At 70.6% G+C, this 20,443-nt stretch carries 20 protein-coding genes; 12 read left to right on the forward strand and 8 right to left on the reverse strand.

The features are described 5' to 3' along the window. Nucleotides 1–43: 43 nt before the first annotated feature. The 5 genes from SPRI_RS10835 to SPRI_RS10855 are packed head-to-tail and all read right to left on the reverse strand — an operon-like array spanning nt 44 to nt 5,770. Nucleotides 44–841 (reverse strand): ABC transporter permease, encoded by a 798-nt coding sequence (locus SPRI_RS10835; RefSeq protein WP_005311284.1) that lies wholly within the window; start codon nt 839–841, stop codon nt 44–46. Further along, a complete protein-coding gene (locus SPRI_RS10840) occupies nt 841–1,770 on the reverse strand; it encodes an ABC transporter permease (RefSeq protein WP_005311286.1) in 930 nt (309 codons plus the stop codon). The genes SPRI_RS10835 and SPRI_RS10840 overlap by 1 nt, the downstream gene beginning before the upstream one ends. Next, a complete protein-coding gene (locus SPRI_RS10845) occupies nt 1,767–2,918 on the reverse strand; it encodes an ABC transporter ATP-binding protein (RefSeq protein WP_005311288.1) in 1,152 nt (383 codons plus the stop codon). The genes SPRI_RS10840 and SPRI_RS10845 overlap by 4 nt, the downstream gene beginning before the upstream one ends. 38 nt (nt 2,919–2,956) lie before the next feature. Further along, complete coding sequence (locus SPRI_RS10850) at nt 2,957–4,204, reverse strand: polyamine ABC transporter substrate-binding protein (protein WP_005311290.1); 1,248 nt, start codon at nt 4,202–4,204, stop codon at nt 2,957–2,959. Nucleotides 4,205–4,255: 51 nt separating this feature from the next. Next, nucleotides 4,256–5,770 (reverse strand): gamma-aminobutyraldehyde dehydrogenase, encoded by a 1,515-nt coding sequence (locus SPRI_RS10855; RefSeq protein WP_005311292.1) that lies wholly within the window; start codon nt 5,768–5,770, stop codon nt 4,256–4,258. 175 nt (nt 5,771–5,945) lie between these two features. On the opposite strand from SPRI_RS10855, the gene SPRI_RS10860 reads away from it, so the two are divergent. Beyond that, nucleotides 5,946–6,500 (forward strand): NADAR family protein, encoded by a 555-nt coding sequence (locus SPRI_RS10860; protein WP_037776240.1) that lies wholly within the window; start codon nt 5,946–5,948, stop codon nt 6,498–6,500. A gap of 73 nt (nt 6,501–6,573) precedes the next feature. On the opposite strand, the gene SPRI_RS10865 is transcribed toward SPRI_RS10860, so the two are convergent. Beyond that, on the reverse strand, nt 6,574–7,272 hold the full coding sequence (locus tag SPRI_RS10865) for a DUF4190 domain-containing protein (protein WP_053556884.1): 699 nt from the start codon (nt 7,270–7,272) through the stop codon (nt 6,574–6,576). Between the two features lie 149 nt (nt 7,273–7,421). Here SPRI_RS10865 and SPRI_RS10870 point away from each other — a divergent pair, with 149 nt between their 5' ends. The 7 genes from SPRI_RS10870 to SPRI_RS10900 all read left to right on the forward strand — a co-directional run bounded on the left by SPRI_RS10870 (nt 7,422) and on the right by SPRI_RS10900 (nt 14,104). Continuing rightward, nucleotides 7,422–8,447: an adenosine deaminase gene (locus tag SPRI_RS10870; RefSeq protein WP_005311296.1), complete on the forward strand. Its 1,026-nt coding sequence runs from the start codon at nt 7,422–7,424 to the stop codon at nt 8,445–8,447. A 1-nt stretch (nt 8,448) separates the two neighbouring features. Continuing rightward, the gene (locus SPRI_RS10875) at nt 8,449–9,156 is read left to right on the forward strand and encodes a glycerophosphodiester phosphodiesterase (RefSeq protein WP_005311298.1); all 708 of its coding nucleotides are present in this window, start codon (nt 8,449–8,451) and stop codon (nt 9,154–9,156) included. 2 nt (nt 9,157–9,158) lie between these two features. Next, nucleotides 9,159–9,926, forward strand: a complete 768-nt coding sequence (locus SPRI_RS10880) for an SAM-dependent methyltransferase (RefSeq protein WP_037773645.1) — start codon at nt 9,159–9,161, stop codon at nt 9,924–9,926. Continuing rightward, entirely contained in the window at nt 9,926–11,137 is a 1,212-nt protein-coding gene (locus SPRI_RS10885; RefSeq protein ID WP_053556885.1) for a sensor histidine kinase, read from the forward strand. Before SPRI_RS10880 ends, SPRI_RS10885 begins: the two co-directional genes overlap by 1 nt. Before the next feature lie 22 nt (nt 11,138–11,159). Beyond that, nucleotides 11,160–11,867, forward strand: coding sequence for a response regulator transcription factor (locus SPRI_RS10890; RefSeq protein WP_037773647.1), 708 nt, complete (start codon nt 11,160–11,162; stop codon nt 11,865–11,867). Between the two features lie 101 nt (nt 11,868–11,968). After that, nucleotides 11,969–13,150, forward strand: coding sequence for a serine hydrolase domain-containing protein (locus SPRI_RS10895; RefSeq protein ID WP_037773648.1), 1,182 nt, complete (start codon nt 11,969–11,971; stop codon nt 13,148–13,150). Nucleotides 13,151–13,375: 225 nt separating this feature from the next. Beyond that, nucleotides 13,376–14,104, forward strand: coding sequence for an SDR family oxidoreductase (locus SPRI_RS10900; protein ID WP_005311308.1), 729 nt, complete (start codon nt 13,376–13,378; stop codon nt 14,102–14,104). A 97-nt stretch (nt 14,105–14,201) separates the two neighbouring features. Here the strand turns inward: SPRI_RS10900 and SPRI_RS10905 are convergent, their stop codons facing one another. Next, nucleotides 14,202–14,741, reverse strand: coding sequence for a hypothetical protein (locus SPRI_RS10905; protein ID WP_005311310.1), 540 nt, complete (start codon nt 14,739–14,741; stop codon nt 14,202–14,204). Between the two features lie 124 nt (nt 14,742–14,865). Next, nucleotides 14,866–16,305 carry a gamma-aminobutyraldehyde dehydrogenase gene (locus tag SPRI_RS10910; protein ID WP_005311312.1) on the reverse strand — a complete coding sequence of 480 codons (1,440 nt, stop codon included), beginning with the start codon at nt 16,303–16,305 and terminating at the stop codon, nt 14,866–14,868. A 164-nt stretch (nt 16,306–16,469) separates the two neighbouring features. On the opposite strand from SPRI_RS10910, the gene SPRI_RS10915 reads away from it, so the two are divergent. From SPRI_RS10915 to SPRI_RS10930, 4 genes are all read left to right on the forward strand, one after another. Further along, the gene (locus SPRI_RS10915; RefSeq protein WP_037773650.1) at nt 16,470–16,985 is read left to right on the forward strand and encodes an Lrp/AsnC family transcriptional regulator; all 516 of its coding nucleotides are present in this window, start codon (nt 16,470–16,472) and stop codon (nt 16,983–16,985) included. Next, nucleotides 16,970–18,349 (forward strand): aspartate aminotransferase family protein, encoded by a 1,380-nt coding sequence (locus SPRI_RS10920; protein ID WP_005311316.1) that lies wholly within the window; start codon nt 16,970–16,972, stop codon nt 18,347–18,349. Before SPRI_RS10915 ends, SPRI_RS10920 begins: the two co-directional genes overlap by 16 nt. 183 nt (nt 18,350–18,532) lie before the next feature. Beyond that, complete coding sequence (locus SPRI_RS10925; RefSeq protein ID WP_037776245.1) at nt 18,533–19,261, forward strand: ABC transporter ATP-binding protein; 729 nt, start codon at nt 18,533–18,535, stop codon at nt 19,259–19,261. Beyond that, on the forward strand, nt 19,243–20,352 hold the full coding sequence (locus SPRI_RS10930; protein WP_005311319.1) for a hypothetical protein: 1,110 nt from the start codon (nt 19,243–19,245) through the stop codon (nt 20,350–20,352). Before SPRI_RS10925 ends, SPRI_RS10930 begins: the two co-directional genes overlap by 19 nt. Nucleotides 20,353–20,443: the final 91 nt, after the last annotated feature.

The raw sequence follows: 20,443 nt of genomic DNA on the forward strand, positions 1-20,443 counted from the left end.
TTCTGGGTGCTACCGGATCGGTGCTGGTGCCGCCCCGTCCGGTCTACCGGATCAGGGCGCGCTTCTTCCGGCGGTTGCTGATGATCTGGCCGCCGGCCACGATCAGTACGGCGACGGCGAACATGGCCGTACCGATGACGTTGATCTGGACGGGCGTGCCGCGCTGGGCCGAGCCCCACACGAACATGGGGAAGGTGACGGTGTTGCCCGAGTTGAAGTTGGTGATGATGAAGTCGTCGAAGGACAGGGCGAAGGCCAGCATCGCGCCGGCTGCGATGCCGGGTGCGGCAATCGGGAGGGTGACCCGAAGGAACGTCTGCACGGGCCCGGCGTAGAGGTCCCTCGCCGCTTCCTCCAGCCTCGGGTCCATCGACATGACCCGTGCCTTCACCGCCACCACGACGAAGCTCAGGCAGAACATGGTGTGCGCGATGAGGATGGTCCAGAAGCCCAGCTCCGCCCCGAGGTTGAGGAAGAGCGTCAGCAGCGAGGCGGCCATGACCACTTCGGGCATCGCCATCGGCAGGAAGATCAGCGAGTTGATCGTGCCGCGGGCGCGGAAGCGGTAGCGGACGAGCGCGAAGGCGATCATGGCGCCGAGCACGGTCGCGCCGACCGTCGCCCACAGGGCGATCTGCAGCGAGAGCGCGAGCGAGCCGCACAGGTCGGCGACGCCGCACGGGTCACGCCAGGCGTCGGTGGAGAACTCCCGCCAGGCATAGTTGAAGCGCCCGGCGGGCTTGTTGAACGAGAACACCATCACGACGATGTTCGGCAGGATCAGGTACGCGAGCGTGAGCAGTCCCGCGATGACGACGATGTTGCGCCTTGCCCAGCTCATCAGACCAGGTCCTCCGTTCCGGCCCGGCGGATGTAGACGGTGACGGTGATCAGCACGATCGCCATCAGGATGAACGACAGCGCGGCCGCCGTCGGGTAGTCGAGCACCCGCAGGAACTGCGACTGGATGACGTTTCCGATCATGCGGGTGTCGGTCGAGCCCAGCAGCTGGGCGTTCACGTAGTCACCGCTCGCCGGGATGAACGTCAGCAGCGTCCCGGAGACCACGCCCGGCATGGACAGCGGGAGGGTCACCTTGCGGAAGGTCGTGGCGGGCCTGGCGTACAGGTCTCCGGCCGCCTCGTGGAGCCGCGGGTCGATCCGCTCCAGCGAGGTGTAGAGCGGAAGGATCATGAACGGCAGGAAGTTGTACGTCAGGCCGGTGACGACCGCCAGCGGTGTGGCGAGCACGCGGCTGCCCTCGGTGAGCCCGAGCCAGCTGGTGACGTCCAGGAAGCCGACGGCGCCCAGCGCCTCCACCACCGGTCCGCCGTCCGCGAGGATCGTCTTCCAGGCCAGCGTGCGGATCAGGAAGCTGGTGAAGAACGGCGCGATGACCAGCACCAGCAGCAGATTGCGCCAGCGGCCGGCCTTGAACGCGATGAGATAGGCGAGCGGATAGCCGAGCAGCAGGCACAGAGCGGTGGCGGTGCCCGCGTACAGAAGCGAGCGCAGGAACTGCGGGTAGTACTCGCTCAGCGCGTCCCAGTAGGTCGCGAAGTGCCAGGTGACCTCGAAGCCCTCCTCCAGCGACCCCGTCTGCACGGAGGTCGACGCCTGGTAGACGAGGGGCAGCACGAAGAAGACGATCAGCCACAGGATGCCGGGGAGCAGCAGCCAGTAGGGGACCAGCCTGCGGCGCACCGAGGGCTTGTGGGCGGGCGGCCCGCCGGGGGCGGGCGACAGCGGGGGTGCCTGGGTGACGGTCATGGGCGCTCCCCCACCGTCTCCACGCCCGCGTCGATGGCCTGGGCGGCGTCGAGGCCGAAGGTGTGCTCCGGGTTCCAGTGCAGGACGACCTCGGCGCCCGGCTCCAGGCCCGCGCGGTGCTCCACGTTCTGTGCGTAGACCTCGAGGCCCTTGCCTGCCGGGCTCTCGACGACGTACTGCGTGGAGACGCCGATGAACGAGGAGTCGAGGATCCGGCCCGTGACGGAGTTGCGGCCGGCGGGCACGGAGTCCGCGTCGGCGGCGGGACTGAGGGAGATCTTCTCCGGCCGGACCCCGACGAGGAGCCGGCCGCCGGCGGCGGTGGCGTCCGGGCAGCGCCCGGCGGGCAGCCGGAGCTTGCCGCCGCCCGCGGTGACGACGACCTCGCCGCCCGAGCTCTGGACCACCTCGGCCTCGATGAGGTTGGAGGTGCCGAGGAAGTTGGCGACGAAGGTGGTCCGCGGGTTCTCGTACAGCTCGGCGGGGGCTCCGAGCTGCTCGACCCTGCCGCCGTTCATCACCGCGACAGTGTCGGCCATGGTCATGGCCTCCTCCTGGTCGTGGGTGACGTGGACGAAGGTGATGCCGACCTCCGTCTGGATGCGCTTGAGCTCCAGTTGCATCTGGCGTCGCAGCTTGAGGTCGAGGGCACCGAGCGGCTCGTCGAGCAGCAGGACCTGCGGGTGGTTGATGAGCGCGCGGGCGACGGCGACCCGCTGCTGCTGGCCACCGGAGAGCTGGTGCGGCTTGCGCTGGGCGAAGTCGCCGAGCTGGACGAGCTCCAGCATGTCGTCGACCTGCTTCTTCACGGACTTGACGCCGCGGCGGCGCAGCCCGAAGGCGACGTTCTCGTAGATGCTCAGGTGCGGGAAGAGCGCGTAGCTCTGGAAGACCGTGTTGACGGGGCGTTTGTGCGGCGGCAGGGCGGTGACGTCCTTGTCGCCGAGACGGACGGTGCCCGTCGTCGGGTCCTCGAGTCCGGCGATCATCCGCAGCGTGGTGGTCTTTCCGCAGCCGGAGGCGCCGAGCAGGGCGAAGAACGAGCCCTCGGGGACGGTCAGGTCCAGCGGGTGGACGGCCGTGAAGGAGCCGTAGGTCTTGCTGATCCCGGAGAGGCGGACATCGCCGCCCGCTTGCTTGTCAGTCATGGGTCGCGATCCCAGGTGTCGGGGGAAAGGGGGGCGGGTCAGGCGCCGATGAGCTTGGCGAACTTCTCTTCGTACGCCGTCTCTTCCTTGCTGGAGAGCGAGCGGAACGAATGGGACTTGGCGGCCATGGCCTCGTCCGGGATGATCAGCGGGTTCTTCGCCAGGTCCGGATCGATCTTCGCGAGTTCGGCGCCGACGCCGGCGACCGGGCACACGTAGTTGATGTACGCGGCGAGCTGCGCGGCGACCGGCAGCTCGTAGTAGTAGTCGATGAGCCGGGTGGCGTTCTTGCGGTGCCGGGCCTCGGCCGGGACGAGCAGGTTGTCGGTCGCCGTGACATAACCGGCGGCCGGGATCGCGTACTTGATGTCGGGGTTGTCGGCCTGGAGCTGGATGACGTCGCCCGCCCAGGCGAGACAGGCGGCGATGTCGCCCTTGGCCAGGTCGGCGGTGTAGTCGTTGCCGGTGAAGCGGCGGATCTGCTTCTTGTCGACGCCCTTCTGGAGGCGTCCGACGGCGGCGTCGTAGTCGGCGTCGGTGAACCGGCCGGGGTCCTTGCCCATGTCGAGCAGGGTCATCCCGATCGTGTCGCGCATCTCGGTGAGGAAGCCCACCCGGCCCCCCAGCGCCGGGTCGTCGAGCAGCTGCGTGACGGAGTCGACCTTCCGGCCGCCGGTCGCCTTCGCGTTGTAGGCGATGACGCACGGGATACCGGTCCACGGGTAGGAGTACGCCCGGCCCGGGTCCCAGTCCACGGTGCGGAACTGGGAGGAGAGGTTGGCGTAGGCGTGCGGCAGCAGCGACGGGTCGAGCTTCTGGGCCCAGCCGAGCCGGATGATGCGGGCCGCCAGCCAGTCGGTGACGTTGATCAGGTCGCGGCCGGTGTCCTGGCCGGCCGCGAGCTGCGGCTGGATCTTGCCGAAGAACTCGACGTTGTCGTTGATGTCCTCGGTGTACTTGACCTTGATCCCGGTCCGCTTGGTGAACGCCTCGAGCGTGGGGCGGCTCTTGCCGTCCTCGCTGGTGTCCATGTACTCGGTCCAGTTGGAGAAGGTGAGCTGTTTCTCCTTGTCCGAGTGGTCGTCGGAGTCGGCGGCTCCGCTCTCCCGCTTGGCGGGCGGGATGCCACAGCCGCTCAGGATGCCCGCGCCGCCGACGGCGAGCGCGCCCGCGCCCGACACCCGCAGCAGCGAACGGCGGGAAAGGGCCCCTCGCCCGTTCGTCAGGCTGCGCCGCATGGCCGCCAGCTGGGCCGCGGAGAGGCGCTCGGTCTCGTACTGCTCCATGACGCTCTGCCCTTTCGGGTGGATAGGGCCGCGACGGGCGCGGCCTGGCAGCTATCGGCCTGTGAAGATCGTGCGGTGCCAGTCCTTGCGGACCACGGCGGTGTTGTCGTACATCACATGCTTGACCTGCGTGTACTCCTCGAAGGAGTACACCGACATGTCCTTTCCGAAGCCGCTGGCGCCCAATCCGCCGTGCGGCATCTCGCTGATGATCGGGATGTGGTCGTTGATCCACACACAGCCGGCCCTGATCTCACGGGTGGCGCGGCCGGCGCGGTACACGTCCCGGGTCCAGGCGGAGGCCGCCAGCCCGTAGGGCGTGTCGTTCGCGAGAGCGAGGCCCTCCTCGTCGGTGTCGAAGGGCAGCACGACCAGGACGGGCCCGAAGATCTCGTGCCGGACGATCTCGCTGTCCTGTGCGGCGCCGGTGACCAGGGTGGGCAGATAGTAGGCGCCGTTCCGCAGCTCTCCCTGCGGCGCTTCGCCGCCGGTCACCACGGTGGCGTAGGCGCGGGCCCGTTCGACGACGGCGGCGACGCGGTCGCGCTGCACGTGGGAGACGAGCGGACCGAGGTCGGTGGCCGGGTCGAACGGGTCGCCGAGCCGGACCGTCGCCATCAGATCGGCGACGGCGGCGACGAAGGCGTCGTAGAGGGGCCGCTGGACGTAGGCGCGGGTGGCGGCGGTGCAGTCCTGGCCGGTGTTGATGAGCGATCCGGCGACCGCCCCGTGCGCGGCGGCCTCGAGGTCGGCGTCGTCGAAGACCACGAACGGGGCCTTGCCGCCGAGTTCGAGGTGGAGGCGTTTGACGGTGTCGGTGGCAATGCGGGCGACGCGCCTGCCGACGGCCGTCGAGCCGGTGAACGAGGTCATGTCGATGTCCGGATGACCGACGAGGTGCTCGCCGGCGTCCTTCCCCGCGCCGCTGACGATGTTGACGACGCCGTCGGGAACGCCTGCCTCGGTCGCCGCCTGGGCGAACATCAGCGAGGTGAGCGGGGTGATCTCGGCGGGCTTGAGGACGATGGTGTTGCCCGCGGCGATGGCCGGCAGAACCTTCCAGGCCGCCATCTGCAGCGGATAGTTCCAGGGGGCGATGGAACCGACCGTGCCGATCGGTTCACGCCGCACGTACGAGGTGTGGTCGCCGCTGTACTCGCCGGCGGACTGCCCTTCGAGGTGACGGGCGGCGCCGGCGAAGAACGCGGTGTTGTCGATGGTGCCGGGGACGTCGAACCCCGTACTCAGTCTGATGGGCTTGCCGCACTGGAGCGACTCGGCACCGGCCAGGTCCTCCGCCCGGTCGGCCAGTACGGCGGCGAAGCGGTGCAGCGCCTCGGACCGCTCGCCCGGGGTGGCGCCTGCCCAGCCGGGCCGGGCGTCACGGGCGGCGGCGACGGCCGCGTCCACGTCCGCGGGGCCGGCCAGTTCGTACGTGTGGATCGTCCGGCCCGTGGCCGGGTCGACGATGTCCTGCGTACGCCCCGAGGTCCCGGGGCGCAGCTTTCCGCCGATGAACTGCGCGCCGGCGGCGAAGCGGTCCTGCGTCTGGAAGCGGTTGCCCATAGCGCTCTCCGTAGTCCCAGCTCGAATTGAGTGCCGATCCTGACAGAGGGTGACCCATGCAACAAGGGATTCCGTTGTTGCCATTTGATTACGCGACGGAATCGGTCGACCATGTGTCGCGTCACCGGTCCCGCCGCAGGACGGGATGTCCGTGGCGGCTGTCAGACTCCTGTGCATGGGGACGATCGATGAGCTGATCAAGCGCACGGCCGACGGTCGGCGGGTGAAGTATCTGCACTTCTGGGGGCACACACCGCGCAAGGACGGGACCATCGGGGCCAGTTGCCTCAGTCAGTGGTGGCCGTCGCCGTTCGAGGTCGACGGCGTGCGGTACGCGACGGCGGAGCACTGGATGATGGCGGCCAAGGCCCGGCTGTTCGGCGACGCGGAGGCGGAGCGGAAGGCGCTGGCCGCGAAGTCACCGGCGGAGGCCAAGAAGGCGGGGCGGCTGGTGCGCGGCTTCGACGACACCGTGTGGGAGCGCGAGCGGTTCCAGATCGTGCGCTCGGGCAGCGTGCACAAGTTCGGGCAGGACGCGGCGCTGCGCGACTTCCTGCTGGCCACGGGGGACCGGGTGCTCGTCGAGGCCAGCCCGATGGACCGCGTCTGGGGCATCGGGCTGGCCGCGGACGACGAGCGGGCGCAGGACCCCGCGCGCTGGCGCGGACTCAACCTGCTGGGGTTCGCGCTGATGGAGGCACGCGAGGAACTGCGGAGCGGTACCGGCTGACAGCCGCCGCCACCGGGAAGGCATCGGCACTGCCGGGCGGCACCGCCGGCGGCGGCCGGCCGACAGCGCCGGACTAGCGGGTGACGTCGACGACCAGGTGGTTCGAGTAGCTGTCGTAGTCGTAGTCGTCCTGCTTGTTCTCCTCGTTGATCGCCGTGGTGATGCCCCAGGCGATCAGCGCGATGACGACGGCCCCGATGACGATGCCGCACACGCCGAGGATGATGCCCGCCAGCGCCATGCCGCCGTTGGTGGCCTCGCCCCGCTGGGCGCGCTTGCGGCCCAGGATGCCGAAGATCAGCGCGAGGATGCCGAGGACGATGGCGACGACGCCGTACAGACAGAAGAGGCAGACGGAGAGGATGCCGAGCACCATCGCGGTGATGCCCATGCCGTTCGCCGGCTGCTGCTGCCAGCCCGCGGTCTGGCCGTAACCGGGATAGCCGGGATATCCCGCGCCGTACGGGTCCGGGGCGCCGAAGCCGGCGGCCGGAGGCTGCGGCAGGCTCGGAGCGGCCGGGTATCCGTAGGCTCCCGCGGCGGGCTGGGCCGGTGCGGGCCCGCCGGGCGCGACGGGCGGCGGCGGGACGGACCCGGTGTCCTCGGGGCCGGCGCCGGGCATCGAGATGACCGTGGGCTGGTCGTGCACGCCGGGCGGGGCCGCTGCCGGCTTGTCCAGGGGCACCTTGCCGGCGGCGCTGCCGCTCTCCGGCGGAGCCCACGGGTCGTGCGGCTGCGGCCCGCCGGGCGGCTGAGCCTGATTGTCGGACATCGTTCTCCCCCATCGGTGGTCCGGCCATGTTACGGCCTCGGTTCCCGGCGCCGGGGGCCGCCTACCATGATCCCGGAGCAGAACCACCGCCCGGCGAAAAGGACCTGCCCCCGCCCGCAGGAGCGGCCCGTCCCACCTGGAGGAATCCGATGACCGATCTGCGCCCCTTCATCGCAGGGCTGCCCAAGGCAGAGCTGCATGTGCACCATGTCGGTTCCGCCTCTCCGCGGATCGTCGCGGAACTGGCCGCGAACCACCCGGACTCGAAGGTGCCCACCGATCCCGAGGCACTCGCCGACTACTTCACCTTCACCGACTTCGCGCACTTCATCGAGGTCTACCTCTCGGTCGTGGACCTGATCCGCACCCCGGAGGACGTCCGGCTGCTCACCTTCGAGGTCGCCCGTGACATGGCGCGGCAGAACATCCGCTACGCGGAGCTGACCATCACGCCGTTCAGCTCCACCCGCCGCGGCATCGACGAGAAGGCCTTCATGGCCGCCATCGAGGACGCCCGGACGGCTGCGGAGCGGGAGCTCGGGGTGGTGCTGCGCTGGTGCTTCGACATCCCCGGCGAGGCAGGGCTCGAGGCCGCGGCGGAGACCGCCCGGCTGGCGGTCGACCTGCGCCCGGAGGGCCTTGTCTCCTTCGGCCTCGGCGGACCCGAGATCGGCGTCCCGCGCCCGCAGTTCAAGCCGTACTTCGACCGCGCGATCGCCGCCGGTCTGCGGTCCGTGCCGCACGCCGGCGAGACGACCGGACCGCAGACGGTATGGGACGCGCTGAACGACCTGCGCGCCGAGCGCATCGGACACGGGACCAGCTCCGTGCAGGACCCGAAGCTGCTGGCGCACCTCGCCGAGCACCGGATCCCGCTGGAGGTGTGCCCCACGTCCAACCTCGCCACCCGGGCGGTCACCGACCTCGAGCAGCACCCGGTCAAGGAGATGGTCGCCGCCGGCGTCCTCGTCACGGTCAACAGCGACGACCCGCCGATGTTCGGCACCGACCTCAACAACGAGTACGCGGTCACCGCCCGACTGCTGGACCTGGACGAACGCGGTGTCGCCGGTCTCGCCAAGAACGCGGTGCAGGCGTCGTTCCTCGACCCGGCCGGCAAGGCCCGGATCGTCTCCGAGATCGACACGTACACCGCCGAGTGGCTCTCCCGCTGACATGCGCGCGGTGACGGTGGTCGCCCACCGCGGCGACCCGTACCGGTTCCGGGAGAACACCCTGCCCTCGCTGCGCTCGGCCCTGGAACACGGCGCGGACGCGGTCGAGATCGACGTACGGCTCACCAGGGACGGTGTCCCCGTGCTGCTGCACGACGCGACCCTGAAGCGGTTGTGGGGTCATGACCGGCCGCTGGCGGGGCTCACGAAGGAGGAGGTCGACGGCCTCACCCGTGCCGGTGTGCCGACCCTCCGTGAGGCGCTGACCGGAGCGGGCCCGCACCGAATCATGATCGATCTGCCCGGTGCGTCACCGGAGTCGGTGCGGCGCGTGGTGGACACCGTCCGCGACTGCGGTGCGGCGGAGCACGTGTACTACTGCGCCGGTCCCGCGACGATGCTCGCGGTCCGTGCGGCCGACGCCGCCGCGGAGATCGCGATGACCTGGACGACGCTGGCGCCGCCGCGGCCCGCGCTGCTGGACGCGGTGAGGCCGCGCTGGCTCAACTACCGTTTCGGCCTCATCGGGCGGGAGTTGACGGACCGTGTGCACCGGGACGGTCTGCTCGTCTCCGCGTGGACGGCGGACACCCGCCGTACGATGAGGCGACTGATCGGCTGCGGCGTCGACTCGATCACCACCAACCGGGTCGACGCCCTGCGGGCCGTCCTCGAAGACTCGCGCTCCCCGAAGGGACCTCGCAGGTGACGATGCGGATCCGCACCGACATCGCCCACAACTCCCGCGTGTGGAACCACTGGCTGGGAGGCAAGGACAACTACGCGGTGGATCAGCAGGTCGGCGACCGGATAGCCGGCATGTTCCCGAGCATCGCCGAAGTGGCCCGCGCGGACCGGGCGTTCCTCCGCCGGTCCGTGTCGTACCTGGCGGGCGAGGCGGGCATCCGCCAGTTCCTCGACATCGGCACGGGGCTGCCGACCGCCGACAACACCCATGAGGTGGCGCAGCGCATCGCGCCCGATGCCCGGATCGTCTACGTGGACAACGACCCTGTCGTGCTGACCCACGCACGCGCCCTGCTGGCGGGCACGCCGGAGGGCGTCACCGAGTATGTGGACGCCGACGCCCACGACCCCGATCTCATCCTCCGCTCCGCCGCGGCGACGCTCGATCTGCGCCGTCCCGTCGCCGTGATGATGCTGGGCATCCTCAACTTCGTCCTCGACACCGACCAGGCACGGTCGATCGTCCGGACCCTGATGGACGCGCTGCCGTCCGGCAGCCATCTGGTCCTCACCCACCCCACTCTGGAGTTCGGCGGCGAGGGAAACAGGGAGGCGATGGCGTTCTGGAACGAGCACGCGACCCCGCCCATCACCGCGCGCGGCCGTATGGAGTTCGCCTCGTTCCTCGAGGGCCTGGAGCTCGTCGAACCGGGCATCGTCTCGTGCGCGCGCTGGGGCGCCCCGGCGGCGGCGGAGGTGCCGCAGTTCGGCGCGGTGGGCCGCAAGCCGTAGTGGACACGCGGCGGACGGCCGCCAGGGCGCGGGCCCTGGCGCGGGCCAATCCATGGTGTGTCGACATCGGGGTCGCGCTTCTGGTGCAGGCGGCGATGACCATGCCGTTCGTGGTGCCGCGTCCCGTCGGGGCGCCTCCGGCGACCTGGGCGGCGTACGGACTCACCACCCTGACGGTGCTGCCCCTCGTCTGGCGGCGGCGCGCTCCGGTGGCCGTGCTGCTGGCCGTGCTGGCGGCCGGCGGCCTGTACCAGGTGGCGCTGGACGGGCCGGGCCAGCCGCTGCCGTACACGGGGCTGGTGGTGGTGCACACGATCGCCGCGCTGTCGCCGCCGGCCAAGCGCCTGGGCGTTCTGCTCTCGCTGCCGCCGGTCGTCGGGGCGTCCGTGTGGCTGAACAGCCGGTCGTTGCGGGAGCTGACGTTCTCGCTGTTCGTCCTCGGCGCGGCCTATGCCTCCGGGCGCCTCGCCGACACGAGACAGGCGTACATCACGGCGGTCGAGGACCGGGCGGCGCAGCTGGAGCGGGCGAACCGGATCGAGGCGGAACGCTCTGCCGCGCGGGAACGGGCCCGGATCGCCCGGGAGATGCACGACATCCTCTCCCACGCGGTGAGCCTGATGATCGTGCAGGCGGAAGCGGGGCCGGTCGCCGTCCGCACGGAGCCGCAGAAGGCGGAAGCGGCGTTCGACGCGATATCCGAGGCGGGGCGTGACGCCATGGCGCAGCTTCGCCGCATGCTGGGGGTGCTGCGGGAGGACGAGGAGCCCGGGGCGCCCCGGGCACCGCAGCCGGACGCCGGCGACCTGCCCGCCCTGATCGACCGGGTCAGGGCCGGTGGTCTGGAGGTCTCCTGCCGTACGGAGGGAACGGCGCGGGCACTGCCGCCGGCGACCGGGGCCACCGTGTTCCGAGTGGTGCAGGAGGCGCTGACGAACGTGGTCAAGCACGCCGGGCCCGCCCGGGCGTCCGTCCTGCTCCGCCACGGCCCGGGCGCCCTGGAGATCACCGTCACCGACGACGGCCGGGGGCCGGGCCCGGCGGGCGCCCCGGGGACGACGGGCGGCCACGGGCTGACGGGCATACGGGAAAGGGCGGCGGCACACGGCGGTACCGCGAGCGCCGGCGCGGGGCCCGGCGGCAGGGGCTTCGAGGTCAGGGTCGTCCTGCCGGTCCCGACCGGCACGTACGGGGCGCCGCCGGGGACGTAAACTCCCGTCGGGAGGTGGGACGTTGACGATCCGTGTGCTGGTCGCGGACGACCAGGAGCTGGTCCGCAGCGGCTTCGCGATGATCCTTGACGCGCAGCCGGACATCGAGGTGGTCGCCGAGGCGGGCGACGGGGCGCAGGCCGTCGAGGCCGTGCGCCGCCACTCCCCCGATGTGGCCCTGCTCGACATCCGTATGCCGCGCATGGACGGCATCGAGGCGTGCCGCGAGATCAGCACCGTCTCTGCCTGCCGGACCGTCATGCTGACCACCTTCGACTCCGACGAGTACGTGTACGAGGCGCTGCACGCGGGGGCCAGTGGCTTTCTGCTGAAGGACGTGCGGCGGGACGATCTGGTCCACGCGGTACGCGTGGTGGCGCGGGGGGACTCGCTGCTGGCACCGTCCGTCGCCCGCCGGCTGATCGAGGAGTACACCCGCGCCGTCCCTCGCGTCCCGCAGCCGGACGGCAGGCTGGAGTCCCTGACCACGCGGGAGCGCGAGACCCTGCTGCTGCTGGGGCGCGGCCTTTCGAACGCCGAGATCGCCGCCGAGCTGGTGGTCAGCGAGCACACGGTCAAGACCCATGTGGGCAACGTGCTGGCGAAGCTGGCGCTGCGGGACCGGATCCAGGCGGTGATCTGCGCCTACGAGAGCGGACTCATCGCGGCGGGCTCTCCCCCGCTCGGGGGAGCAGGCGCCTGCGGCTCCCCCGCACCGGCGAGCGGCTGAGCCAGGGAAGACCGCCCGCTCCGGCGATCCGCACGGCTGCTCCCGTCAGCAGGATGAGAGACGTCCGTCACCCGACGTCACGGCATCCTGGAGCACGCATCATGAAGGCCCGTACCCGAACCGTCCTCGCCGCAGCGCTCGTCCTGGGTCTTGCCGGCGGCCCCTCCGTCCTCCCCGCCACGGCCGGCACGCCCGCCGCCGACGCGCCTGTCGCCGCACTGCCGTCGGGGCCGGACGCGGCCGCTCTTCGCGCCGTGATCGACGCGGTGCGCGATCCGGCGACGGCGAGGGCGACCGCGGCCCTGGTCCGCGTCGGCGGCGGCGGACAGTGGCGGGGCAGTGCCGGCGTGCACGATCTGCGGACGGGCCGCCCGGCCGACCCCGCCGGACGGTTCCGGGCCGGCTCCGTGACCAAGGTCTTCACCGCGGCGACGGTTCTGCAGCTGGCCGCGGAGCGGCGCATCGACCTGGACCGGACGGCCCGCTACTACCTTCCGGAGCTGATCCCCGCGGCCTACGAGGCCGTGACCGTGCGCCAGTTGCTGAACCACACCAGCGGGATACCGGCCCCTGACTTCGAGGGGGACGACGTCGACGACTGGTACGAGAACCGCTTCGACCTGCACGACCCGCGGGACATGGTGCGCTCCGCGACGTCGAAGCCGCGGGAGTTCCCGCCCGGCGAGCAGCAGCACTACCTCAACATCGGTTACACGATCGCTGGTCTGCTGATCGAGCGGGTCACCGGGGACACGTACGAGAACCAGGTCGCACGGCGGATCCTGCGGCCGCTCGCGCTGCGCGACACCTCCTACCCGGGCTCCGATCCGCGCATCCACGGCCGGCACAACCACGGGTACCAGGTCTTCGCGTCCGCGGACGGCGGTGAGGAACTGCGCGACGTCAGCGTCTGGGGCGCCACGGACGCCTGGGCCGCGGGTGACCTCATCTCCACCACGGCCGATCTGGAGCGTTTCACCCGGGCGCTGTTCGGCGGACGGGTGGTGCGCGGGCCGTTGCTGGAGGAGATGTTCACCCTGCCGCAGTTGAAGAAGGGGACGGCGAGCCACAGCGTGGGGATGAGCCGTTGGCGGCTGGGCGGCCGCGAGGTCTGGGGCAAGACCGGCGGCCGCTGGGGCTACAACTCGGGCATGGGCGGTACCCGGGACCTGTCACGCACGCTCGCCTACAGCGTCAACTCGACGGACGCGAAGGGGCAAGACGCCAACCCGGTGGTGATGGACATCATCGTCGCCACCTTCGGGGCGCCTGACGGTCGGTGAGCCACGGCCGGCCTGAAGCCGCAGCTCAAAGGTCAAAGGCCGCCGGGGCACTCCGGTCACGCCCCCGAAACATTGATGGCGCTCTTTGAAGACCGGCCGGGTGATGCTCGTGCTGCCCCGGGCGTGCTCAGTGAACTCCCCGATCGCGCTGCAACTGAGGGAGGCGGGCCACCTGTTCGACACCAGGGCTACGCTCGCGATGATCAACACAGAGGAGGTACGTGCATGGATCTCACAGGGAGCACGGTGGTCGTCACCGGGGCCGGGCGTGGGTTCGGGCGAGCGTTGGCCTTGCACGCGGGCCGGTCGGGGGCTCAGGTGTTCGTTTCCGCTCGTTCTCCGGCTGCGGCACAGACCGTGGCCCATGAGGTGGCGGCGGACAGCGGCGCGAGAGCCGACGCGTTCGGCTGTGATCTGGCCGACCCGGCTTCCGTAAGGGCGTTCGCGGAGGGGGTCGCCGCCCACACCGACCACGTGGACGTGCTGATCAACAACGGTGCCCGCTACCTGGAAGGCCCCGACCTGTGGGATGCCGACGACGACGCGATCACCGACACCATCGCATCCGGAGCCACCGGCACCCTGCTCACGGTCAAGCACTTCCTCCCGTTGCTGCGCGCTTCCCCTGGTGCCGATGTGGTCAACCTGGTCTCCTCGGCTGCGGAAGCCCGGAACCACCGCTCTCAGGCACACCCCGCGTTCTACGCGGCCAAAGCCGCGCAAGCCGGTTTCGCCGACGTCCTCTCTCAGCGACTCCGCCCTGAGGGCATCCGTGTCATCTCGCTCTACCCACCGGACTTCACGGACGGCGACCCACTCGACGCCACCTGGGAACATGCCTCCCGGACCGCCGGCAACCCGCTGACCGCCCAATCCGTGCTCGACTGCGTCTTTTTCGCGATCGGCCAACCGCGCGACTGCTTCATCCGCTCCTTCCACTTCGAGCAGTTGTAAGGGCCCGCGCGGACTCGACACCACCGGTGCGGATGCTCGCCCGTTACGTGTTCGCCGGGGCAAGCATGCGAGGGGCGCGAGCGGATCTGGCCGCTCCTCAGGCCGCTGACGGCACCGGTCCCGCCGCGGCCGCCGGCGCCGTCAGCGCCTCGAGCCGCTTGATCCTGCGGCGGACGAGGTACAGCGGGATCACACCGAAGACGCCGAAGGACATGTCGATGACGGACCACCAGAAGGGGATGCCCCGGATCGGGCCGCAGATCAGGGCGAGCGGAATGATCCCGGCGCAGGCGATCATGCCGAACTCGACGACCCAGATGTTGCGGACGGGGTCGCGGTAGGGCCCGTAGAAGGCGACGGCGATCACCAGGTGGGCGAAGGCGAGCCAGTCCGTGCCGTAGAGCACGAACGGATACTTCTCCTCGGTCGCGTCGAGCCCTTCCCGCACCCGCACGATCCACTCCATGAAGGCCGGCATCCGTTCGGGGACGGGCGAGGCGGAGGAGCCCAGCAGATCCTCGATCAGGCGCAGTTCGGTCACCAGGGGGAAGGCGGTCACCCCGCTGAGCACCAGACACACGACGAAGAGGACCAACCACCGGCGTATCCCCCGCAAGAGGGCTGCTCGCTCGCTCATACGGGCACCCTACGGCAGAAGTGAACATGTTCAAAATGCTTGCGGCGCCGCCCGAACGACAGCGCGCCCGGTGCACGAGTGCACCGGGCGCGCGGCCTTCTGACGTTATGGAAGGCCCCTGAGGTCAGCCGTCGAGCGACGTCATCACGTGCTTGATGCGCGTGTAGTCGTCGAAGCCGTACGCCGACAGGTCCTTGCCGTAGCCGGACTTCTTGAAGCCGCCGTGGGGCATCTCGGCGACCAGCGGGATGTGGGTGTTGATCCACACGCAGCCGAAGTCGAGGGCCTTGGACATCCGCATCGCCCGCCCGTGGTCCTTGGTCCACACCGAGGAGGCCAGCGCGTACTCCACGCCGTTCGCCCACTCGAGGGCCTGCGCCTCGTCGGAGAAGGACTGGACGGTGATGACCGGGCCGAAGACCTCGTTCTGGATGATCTCGTCGTCCTGCTTGAGACCGGAGACGACGGTCGGGGCGTAGAAGTAGCCCTTGTCGCCGACCCGCTGACCGCCCGCCTCCACCTTGGCGTGCGCCGGCAGCCGGTCGATGAAGCCGGTGACCTGGTCCAGCTGGTTGGCGTTGTTCAGCGGGCCGTACAGCACGTCCTCGTCGTCCGGCGCGCCGGTCTTCGTCGCGGCCGCCGCCTTGGCGAGCGCGGAGACGAACTCGTCGTGGATGGACTCGTGCACGAGCACGCGGGTCGCCGCGGTGCAGTCCTGGCCGGCGTTGAAGAAGCCCGCCACCGAGATGTCCTCGACGGCCTTCTCGATGTCGGTGTCCTCGAAGACCACGACCGGGGCCTTGCCGCCGAGCTCGAGGTGGACACGCTTGACGTCCTTGGCCGCGGACGCCGCGACCTGGATGCCCGCACGCACCGAACCGGTGATGGACGCCATCGCCGGGACCGGGTGCTCGACCATCGCGCGGCCGGTGTCGCGGTCGCCGCAGACGACGTTGAAGACGCCCTTGGGCGCGATGGCGCCGATGATCTCTGCCATCAGCACGGTCGAGGCGGGCGTGGTGTCCGACGGCTTCAGCACGACGGTGTTGCCCGCCGCGAGCGCCGGCGCGAACTTCCAGACCGCCATCATCATCGGGTAGTTCCACGGCGCGACCTGGGCGCAGACACCGACCGGCTCGCGCCGGACGATGGAGGTCAGGCCCTCCATGTACTCGCCGGCGGAGCGGCCCTCGAGCATGCGCGCGGCGCCCGCGAAGAAGCGGATCTGGTCCACCATCGGCGGGATCTCTTCGGTGCGGGTGAGCCCGATCGGCTTGCCCGTGTTCTCCGACTCGGCCGCGATCAGGTCCTCGGCCCGCTCCTCGATCGCGTCGGCGATCTTCAGCAGCACCTTCTGGCGCTCCGCGGGCGTGGTGTCGCGCCAGGCGGGGAAGGCGGCCGCGGCAGCGTCCATGGCGGCGTCGACGTCGGCCTGCCCGGAGAGCGGCGACGTGGCGTAGACCTCGCCGGTGGCGGGGTTGACGATGTCGATCGTCCGGCCGTCGGCGGCGTCCTTGAACTCCCCGTTGATGTAGTTGCGCAGTCGACGCAGCTCGGTGGTCACTGTTGCCACCCCTCCTGTCGTGTCCGATGGGTGAGACACCCCACCCTAATCTCTTCTCGGACGTTTTCAACAGGCCCGCCACTCTCCAACTTCGGATTCAGTGAAGTTCGACCCCCATAACAACGAATTTCATCGCTCAGGGCTTGCCAGACAGACGAGTCCCGGTGCAGAGTGAGGTTGTGGCCAGTCGTAGCGCAGACTCCAGGAACGGGACCGCAGGTGGTTCGTCGACCCCGACGATCGACGCGGTCTCCCTCGCGATCATCGAACAGCTCCAGGAGGACGGTCGCCGTCCTTACGCCGCGATCGGCAAGGCCGTGGGCCTTTCCGAAGCGGCCGTGCGGCAACGCGTCCAGAAGCTGCTCGACCAGGGCGTGATGCAGATCGTCGCCGTTACCGACCCGCTCACCGTGGGTCTGCGGCGCCAGGCGATGGTCGGCATCAAGGTCGAGGGGGACCTCGACCCCGTGGCGGACGCGCTGACGGCCATGGCCGAGTGCGAGTACGTGGTGATGACCGCGGGCTCCTTCGACCTGATGGTGGAGATCGTCTGCGAGGACGACGACCACCTGCTCGAAGTGATCAACAAGCGGATCCGTGCGCTCCCCGGCGTGCGCTCCACCGAGAGCTTCGTCTACCTCAAGCTCAAGAAGCAGACCTATATGTGGGGAACCCGATAGCCGTGAGCAAGGACCTCTCCAAGACCGCCTACGACCACCTGTGGATGCACTTCACCCGCATGTCGTCGTACGAGCACGCACCCGTGCCCACCATCGTGCGTGGCGAGGGCACCTACATCTACGACGACAAGGGCAAGCGCTACCTCGACGGGCTCGCCGGCCTCTTCGTGGTCAACGCGGGCCACGGCCGGCACGAGCTCGCGGAGACCGCCTACAAGCAGGCTCAGGAGCTCGCGTTCTTCCCCGTGTGGTCCTACGCCCACCCCAAGGCGGTCGAGCTCGCGGAGCGCCTCGCCCACCACGCGCCGGGCGACCTCAACAAGGTCTTCTTCACCACCGGCGGCGGCGAGGCCGTCGAGACCGCCTGGAAGCTCGCCAAGCAGTACTTCAAGCTCCAGGGCAAGCCCACCAAGTACAAGGTCATCTCGCGTGCGGTCGCCTACCACGGCACCCCGCAGGGCGCCCTGTCGATCACCGGCCTCCCCGCCCTGAAGGCCCCCTTCGAGCCGCTGGTCCCCGGCGCGCACAAGGTGCCGAACACCAACATCTACCGCGCCCCGATCCACGGCGACGACCCCGAGGCCTTCGGCCGCTGGGCCGCCGACCAGATCGAGCAGCAGATCCTCTTCGAGGGCCCGGAGACCGTCGCCGCGGTCTTCCTCGAGCCCGTGCAGAACGCCGGCGGCTGCTTCCCGCCGCCGCCCGGCTACTTCCGGCGGGTCCGCGAGATCTGCGACCAGTACGACGTGCTGCTCGTCTCCGACGAGGTCATCTGCGCCTTCGGCCGCCTCGGCACGATGTTCGCCTGCGACAAGTTCGACTACGTGCCGGACATGATCACCTGCGCCAAGGGCATGACCTCGGGCTACTCCCCGATCGGCGCCTGCATCATCTCCGACCGCCTGGCCGAGCCGTTCTACAAGGGCGACAACACCTTCCTGCACGGCTACACCTTCGGCGGCCACCCGGTCTCCGCGGCCGTGGGCCTCGCCAACCTCGACATCTTCGAGCGCGAGGGCCTCAACCAGCACGTGCTCGACAACGAGGGCGCCTTCCGCTCCACCCTGGAGAAGCTGCACGACCTGCCGATCGTCGGCGACGTCCGCGGCAACGGCTTCTTCTACGGCATCGAGCTGGTGAAGGACAAGGCCACCAAGGAGTCGTTCAACGACGAGGAGACCGAGCGCGTCCTGTACGGCTTCCTCTCCAAGGCGCTGTACGACAACGGTCTGTACTGCCGGGCCGACGACCGCGGCGACCCGGTGGTCCAGCTGGCGCCGCCGCTGATCGCCGACCAGTCGACGTTCGACGAGATCGAGCAGATCCTGCGCGGCGTCCTCGCCGAGGCGTGGACCAAGCTCTGATCCCGCCCCGCCCTCCCCGCACGCGGCCCGGGTACCTCCATCCGAGTGAGATGGACGGTGCCCGGGCCGCGTGCTTCCCGGTACCCCGGCAGTGACTCCTTAGCGTGCCCAGTGACCGATCGGCCCTGCCTTCGTTCCCCCGTACGGGGGGCGGGAAATCTGATCAGAACCGAGGTGTACGTCATGGTGGCCCCGCCCGACAACGATGTGATCTGGGCTCGCTCCCTGCACCACGCCCACCGCGGCTCCCCGGCCCTCGTGGGCGTGTCGCTCGGCGTGCGCGAGGGCGAGATCCTCGCCGTGCTCGGCGCGCGCGGCAGCGGCAAGACCACACTGCTGCGATGCCTGTCCGGACAACTCGTCGCAGAGCAGGGCGAGGTGTGGTTCAACAGCTCCCCCGTGCACACCATGCCGGCCCTGGTACGCGAGCGGCTGCGGCGCGACCGCTTCGGCTGGATCGACCCCGAGCCCACGCTCGTGCCGGAGCTCAACGCCTGGGAGAACACCGCTCTGCCGCTGCTGCTCGCCGGCGTCTCCCGCCGGGCGGCGCGGACCACCGCGATGGAGTGGATGGAACGCCTGGACATCGGCACCTGCGCGGGCAAGCGCCCCCACGCGCTGCTCCGTGCCGAGCAGCAGCGCGTCGCCGTCGCACGGGCCCTGGTCACCACCCCGTCCGTCCTCTTCGCCGACGAGCCGACCGCGTCGCTGCACAGCCAGGACCGCGCCCAGGTGCTGCGCACGCTGACCGCCGCCGTCCGCTCGCACCGGATCACGATGGTGCTCGCCACGCACGACGCGGACGCCGCGGCCGTCGCCGACCGCACGATCACGCTCGCCGACGGGCGGCGGGTGGGATCCCGGGCGACCGCCGACGCCGAAGGGCGGGCCGCGTGCTCGCTCTCCGTCTGACGCGCGGGTCGCATCCACTGGTACTGCTGCGCCGGCTCACGGTGGCGGCGGCATCGGCGGGTGTCGGCTTCCTGCTGCTGTGCACACTGATGTACGCGCTGTCGCATCCCGACGACCGGTCCTCCGTGGGGCGCCTGCTGTGGTGCGTGTTGCCGCTGGCCGCCACGGTGTACCTCGCGGTGGCCGTGGCCCGCACGGACCCCGGGACCCGGCCACGCTCCGGCCTCTCCGCGATCGGACTCGGGCCCGTGCGCCTCGCCGTTCTCGCCGCGTCCTCCACCGCACTCTCCTGCACGCTCGGCAGCGTGCTCGCGCTGCTGTTCTTCCTGCATCTGCGGGGCGACCTGACGGGGCTGCCCTTCGACGGGGCCGCGGCCGAACTGCTCTCCGCCGGAACGCCGCTGCCGCTGCCCGCCGCTCTGACCCTGCTGTCGCTCGTGCCGCTCCTCGGCACCGCGGCGGCCGCTCTCGTCCTTCGGCCGCGCGCCGCGGCCCCCGAAGCGGAGGAGCCCGCCGGCGCCCCGGCCGGACTGCCCTGGGGCGTCGCGCTGATCGCGGTGGGCCTGGCCGTCGAGACCTATGTGAGCGGCACGGAGGCCGACAGCCGGCCGCCCGGCATGCTGGTCGGCTGGACCCTCACCGCGGTCGGCCTGTGGCTCGCGGGGCCCGCCCTCACGCACCTGTGCGGCCGACTGCTCCAGTCGGCCGGGCCGAGCGCGCTGCGGCTGCTGGCCGGCCGCATCCTCATGGCGGAGTCCCGGCGCATCGGCCGCCCCCTCGGCGTGCTCTGCGCCGTGGCCTCGGGAGCGGTGGCGGCCGTCGCCGCGTACGGCTCCGCCCCGCGTCCGTGGGGACCTATGACGGCGCTGGGGACCACCCTGGTCGTCGTGTGCACGACGGCGGCGCTGCTGACGGCGGCGCTGGAGTCCAGGCAGTCCCGCACGGAGGCGACGGCGGACCTGGTCCGTCTGGGCGCCCCTGCGACGGTCCTGCGACAGGCGGCGGCGCTGCGTGCGGGCGTGCTGTTCATGGTCTTCGTCCCCCTGACCTTGACGGTGGGCGCCCTGGCGGCCACCCCGCTGACGCGCTGACGACCACCGCACTCGTACGTGCCCCGCTGCGCAGCCGAACCGGCGGCGACGCGCCGCCCGGTCCGGCGCCGGGGTGAGGTCGGCGGTGCCG

The organism is Streptomyces pristinaespiralis, from assembly GCF_001278075.1.
In the GTDB taxonomy this organism is placed as follows: Bacteria; Actinomycetota; Actinomycetes; order Streptomycetales; family Streptomycetaceae; genus Streptomyces; species Streptomyces pristinaespiralis.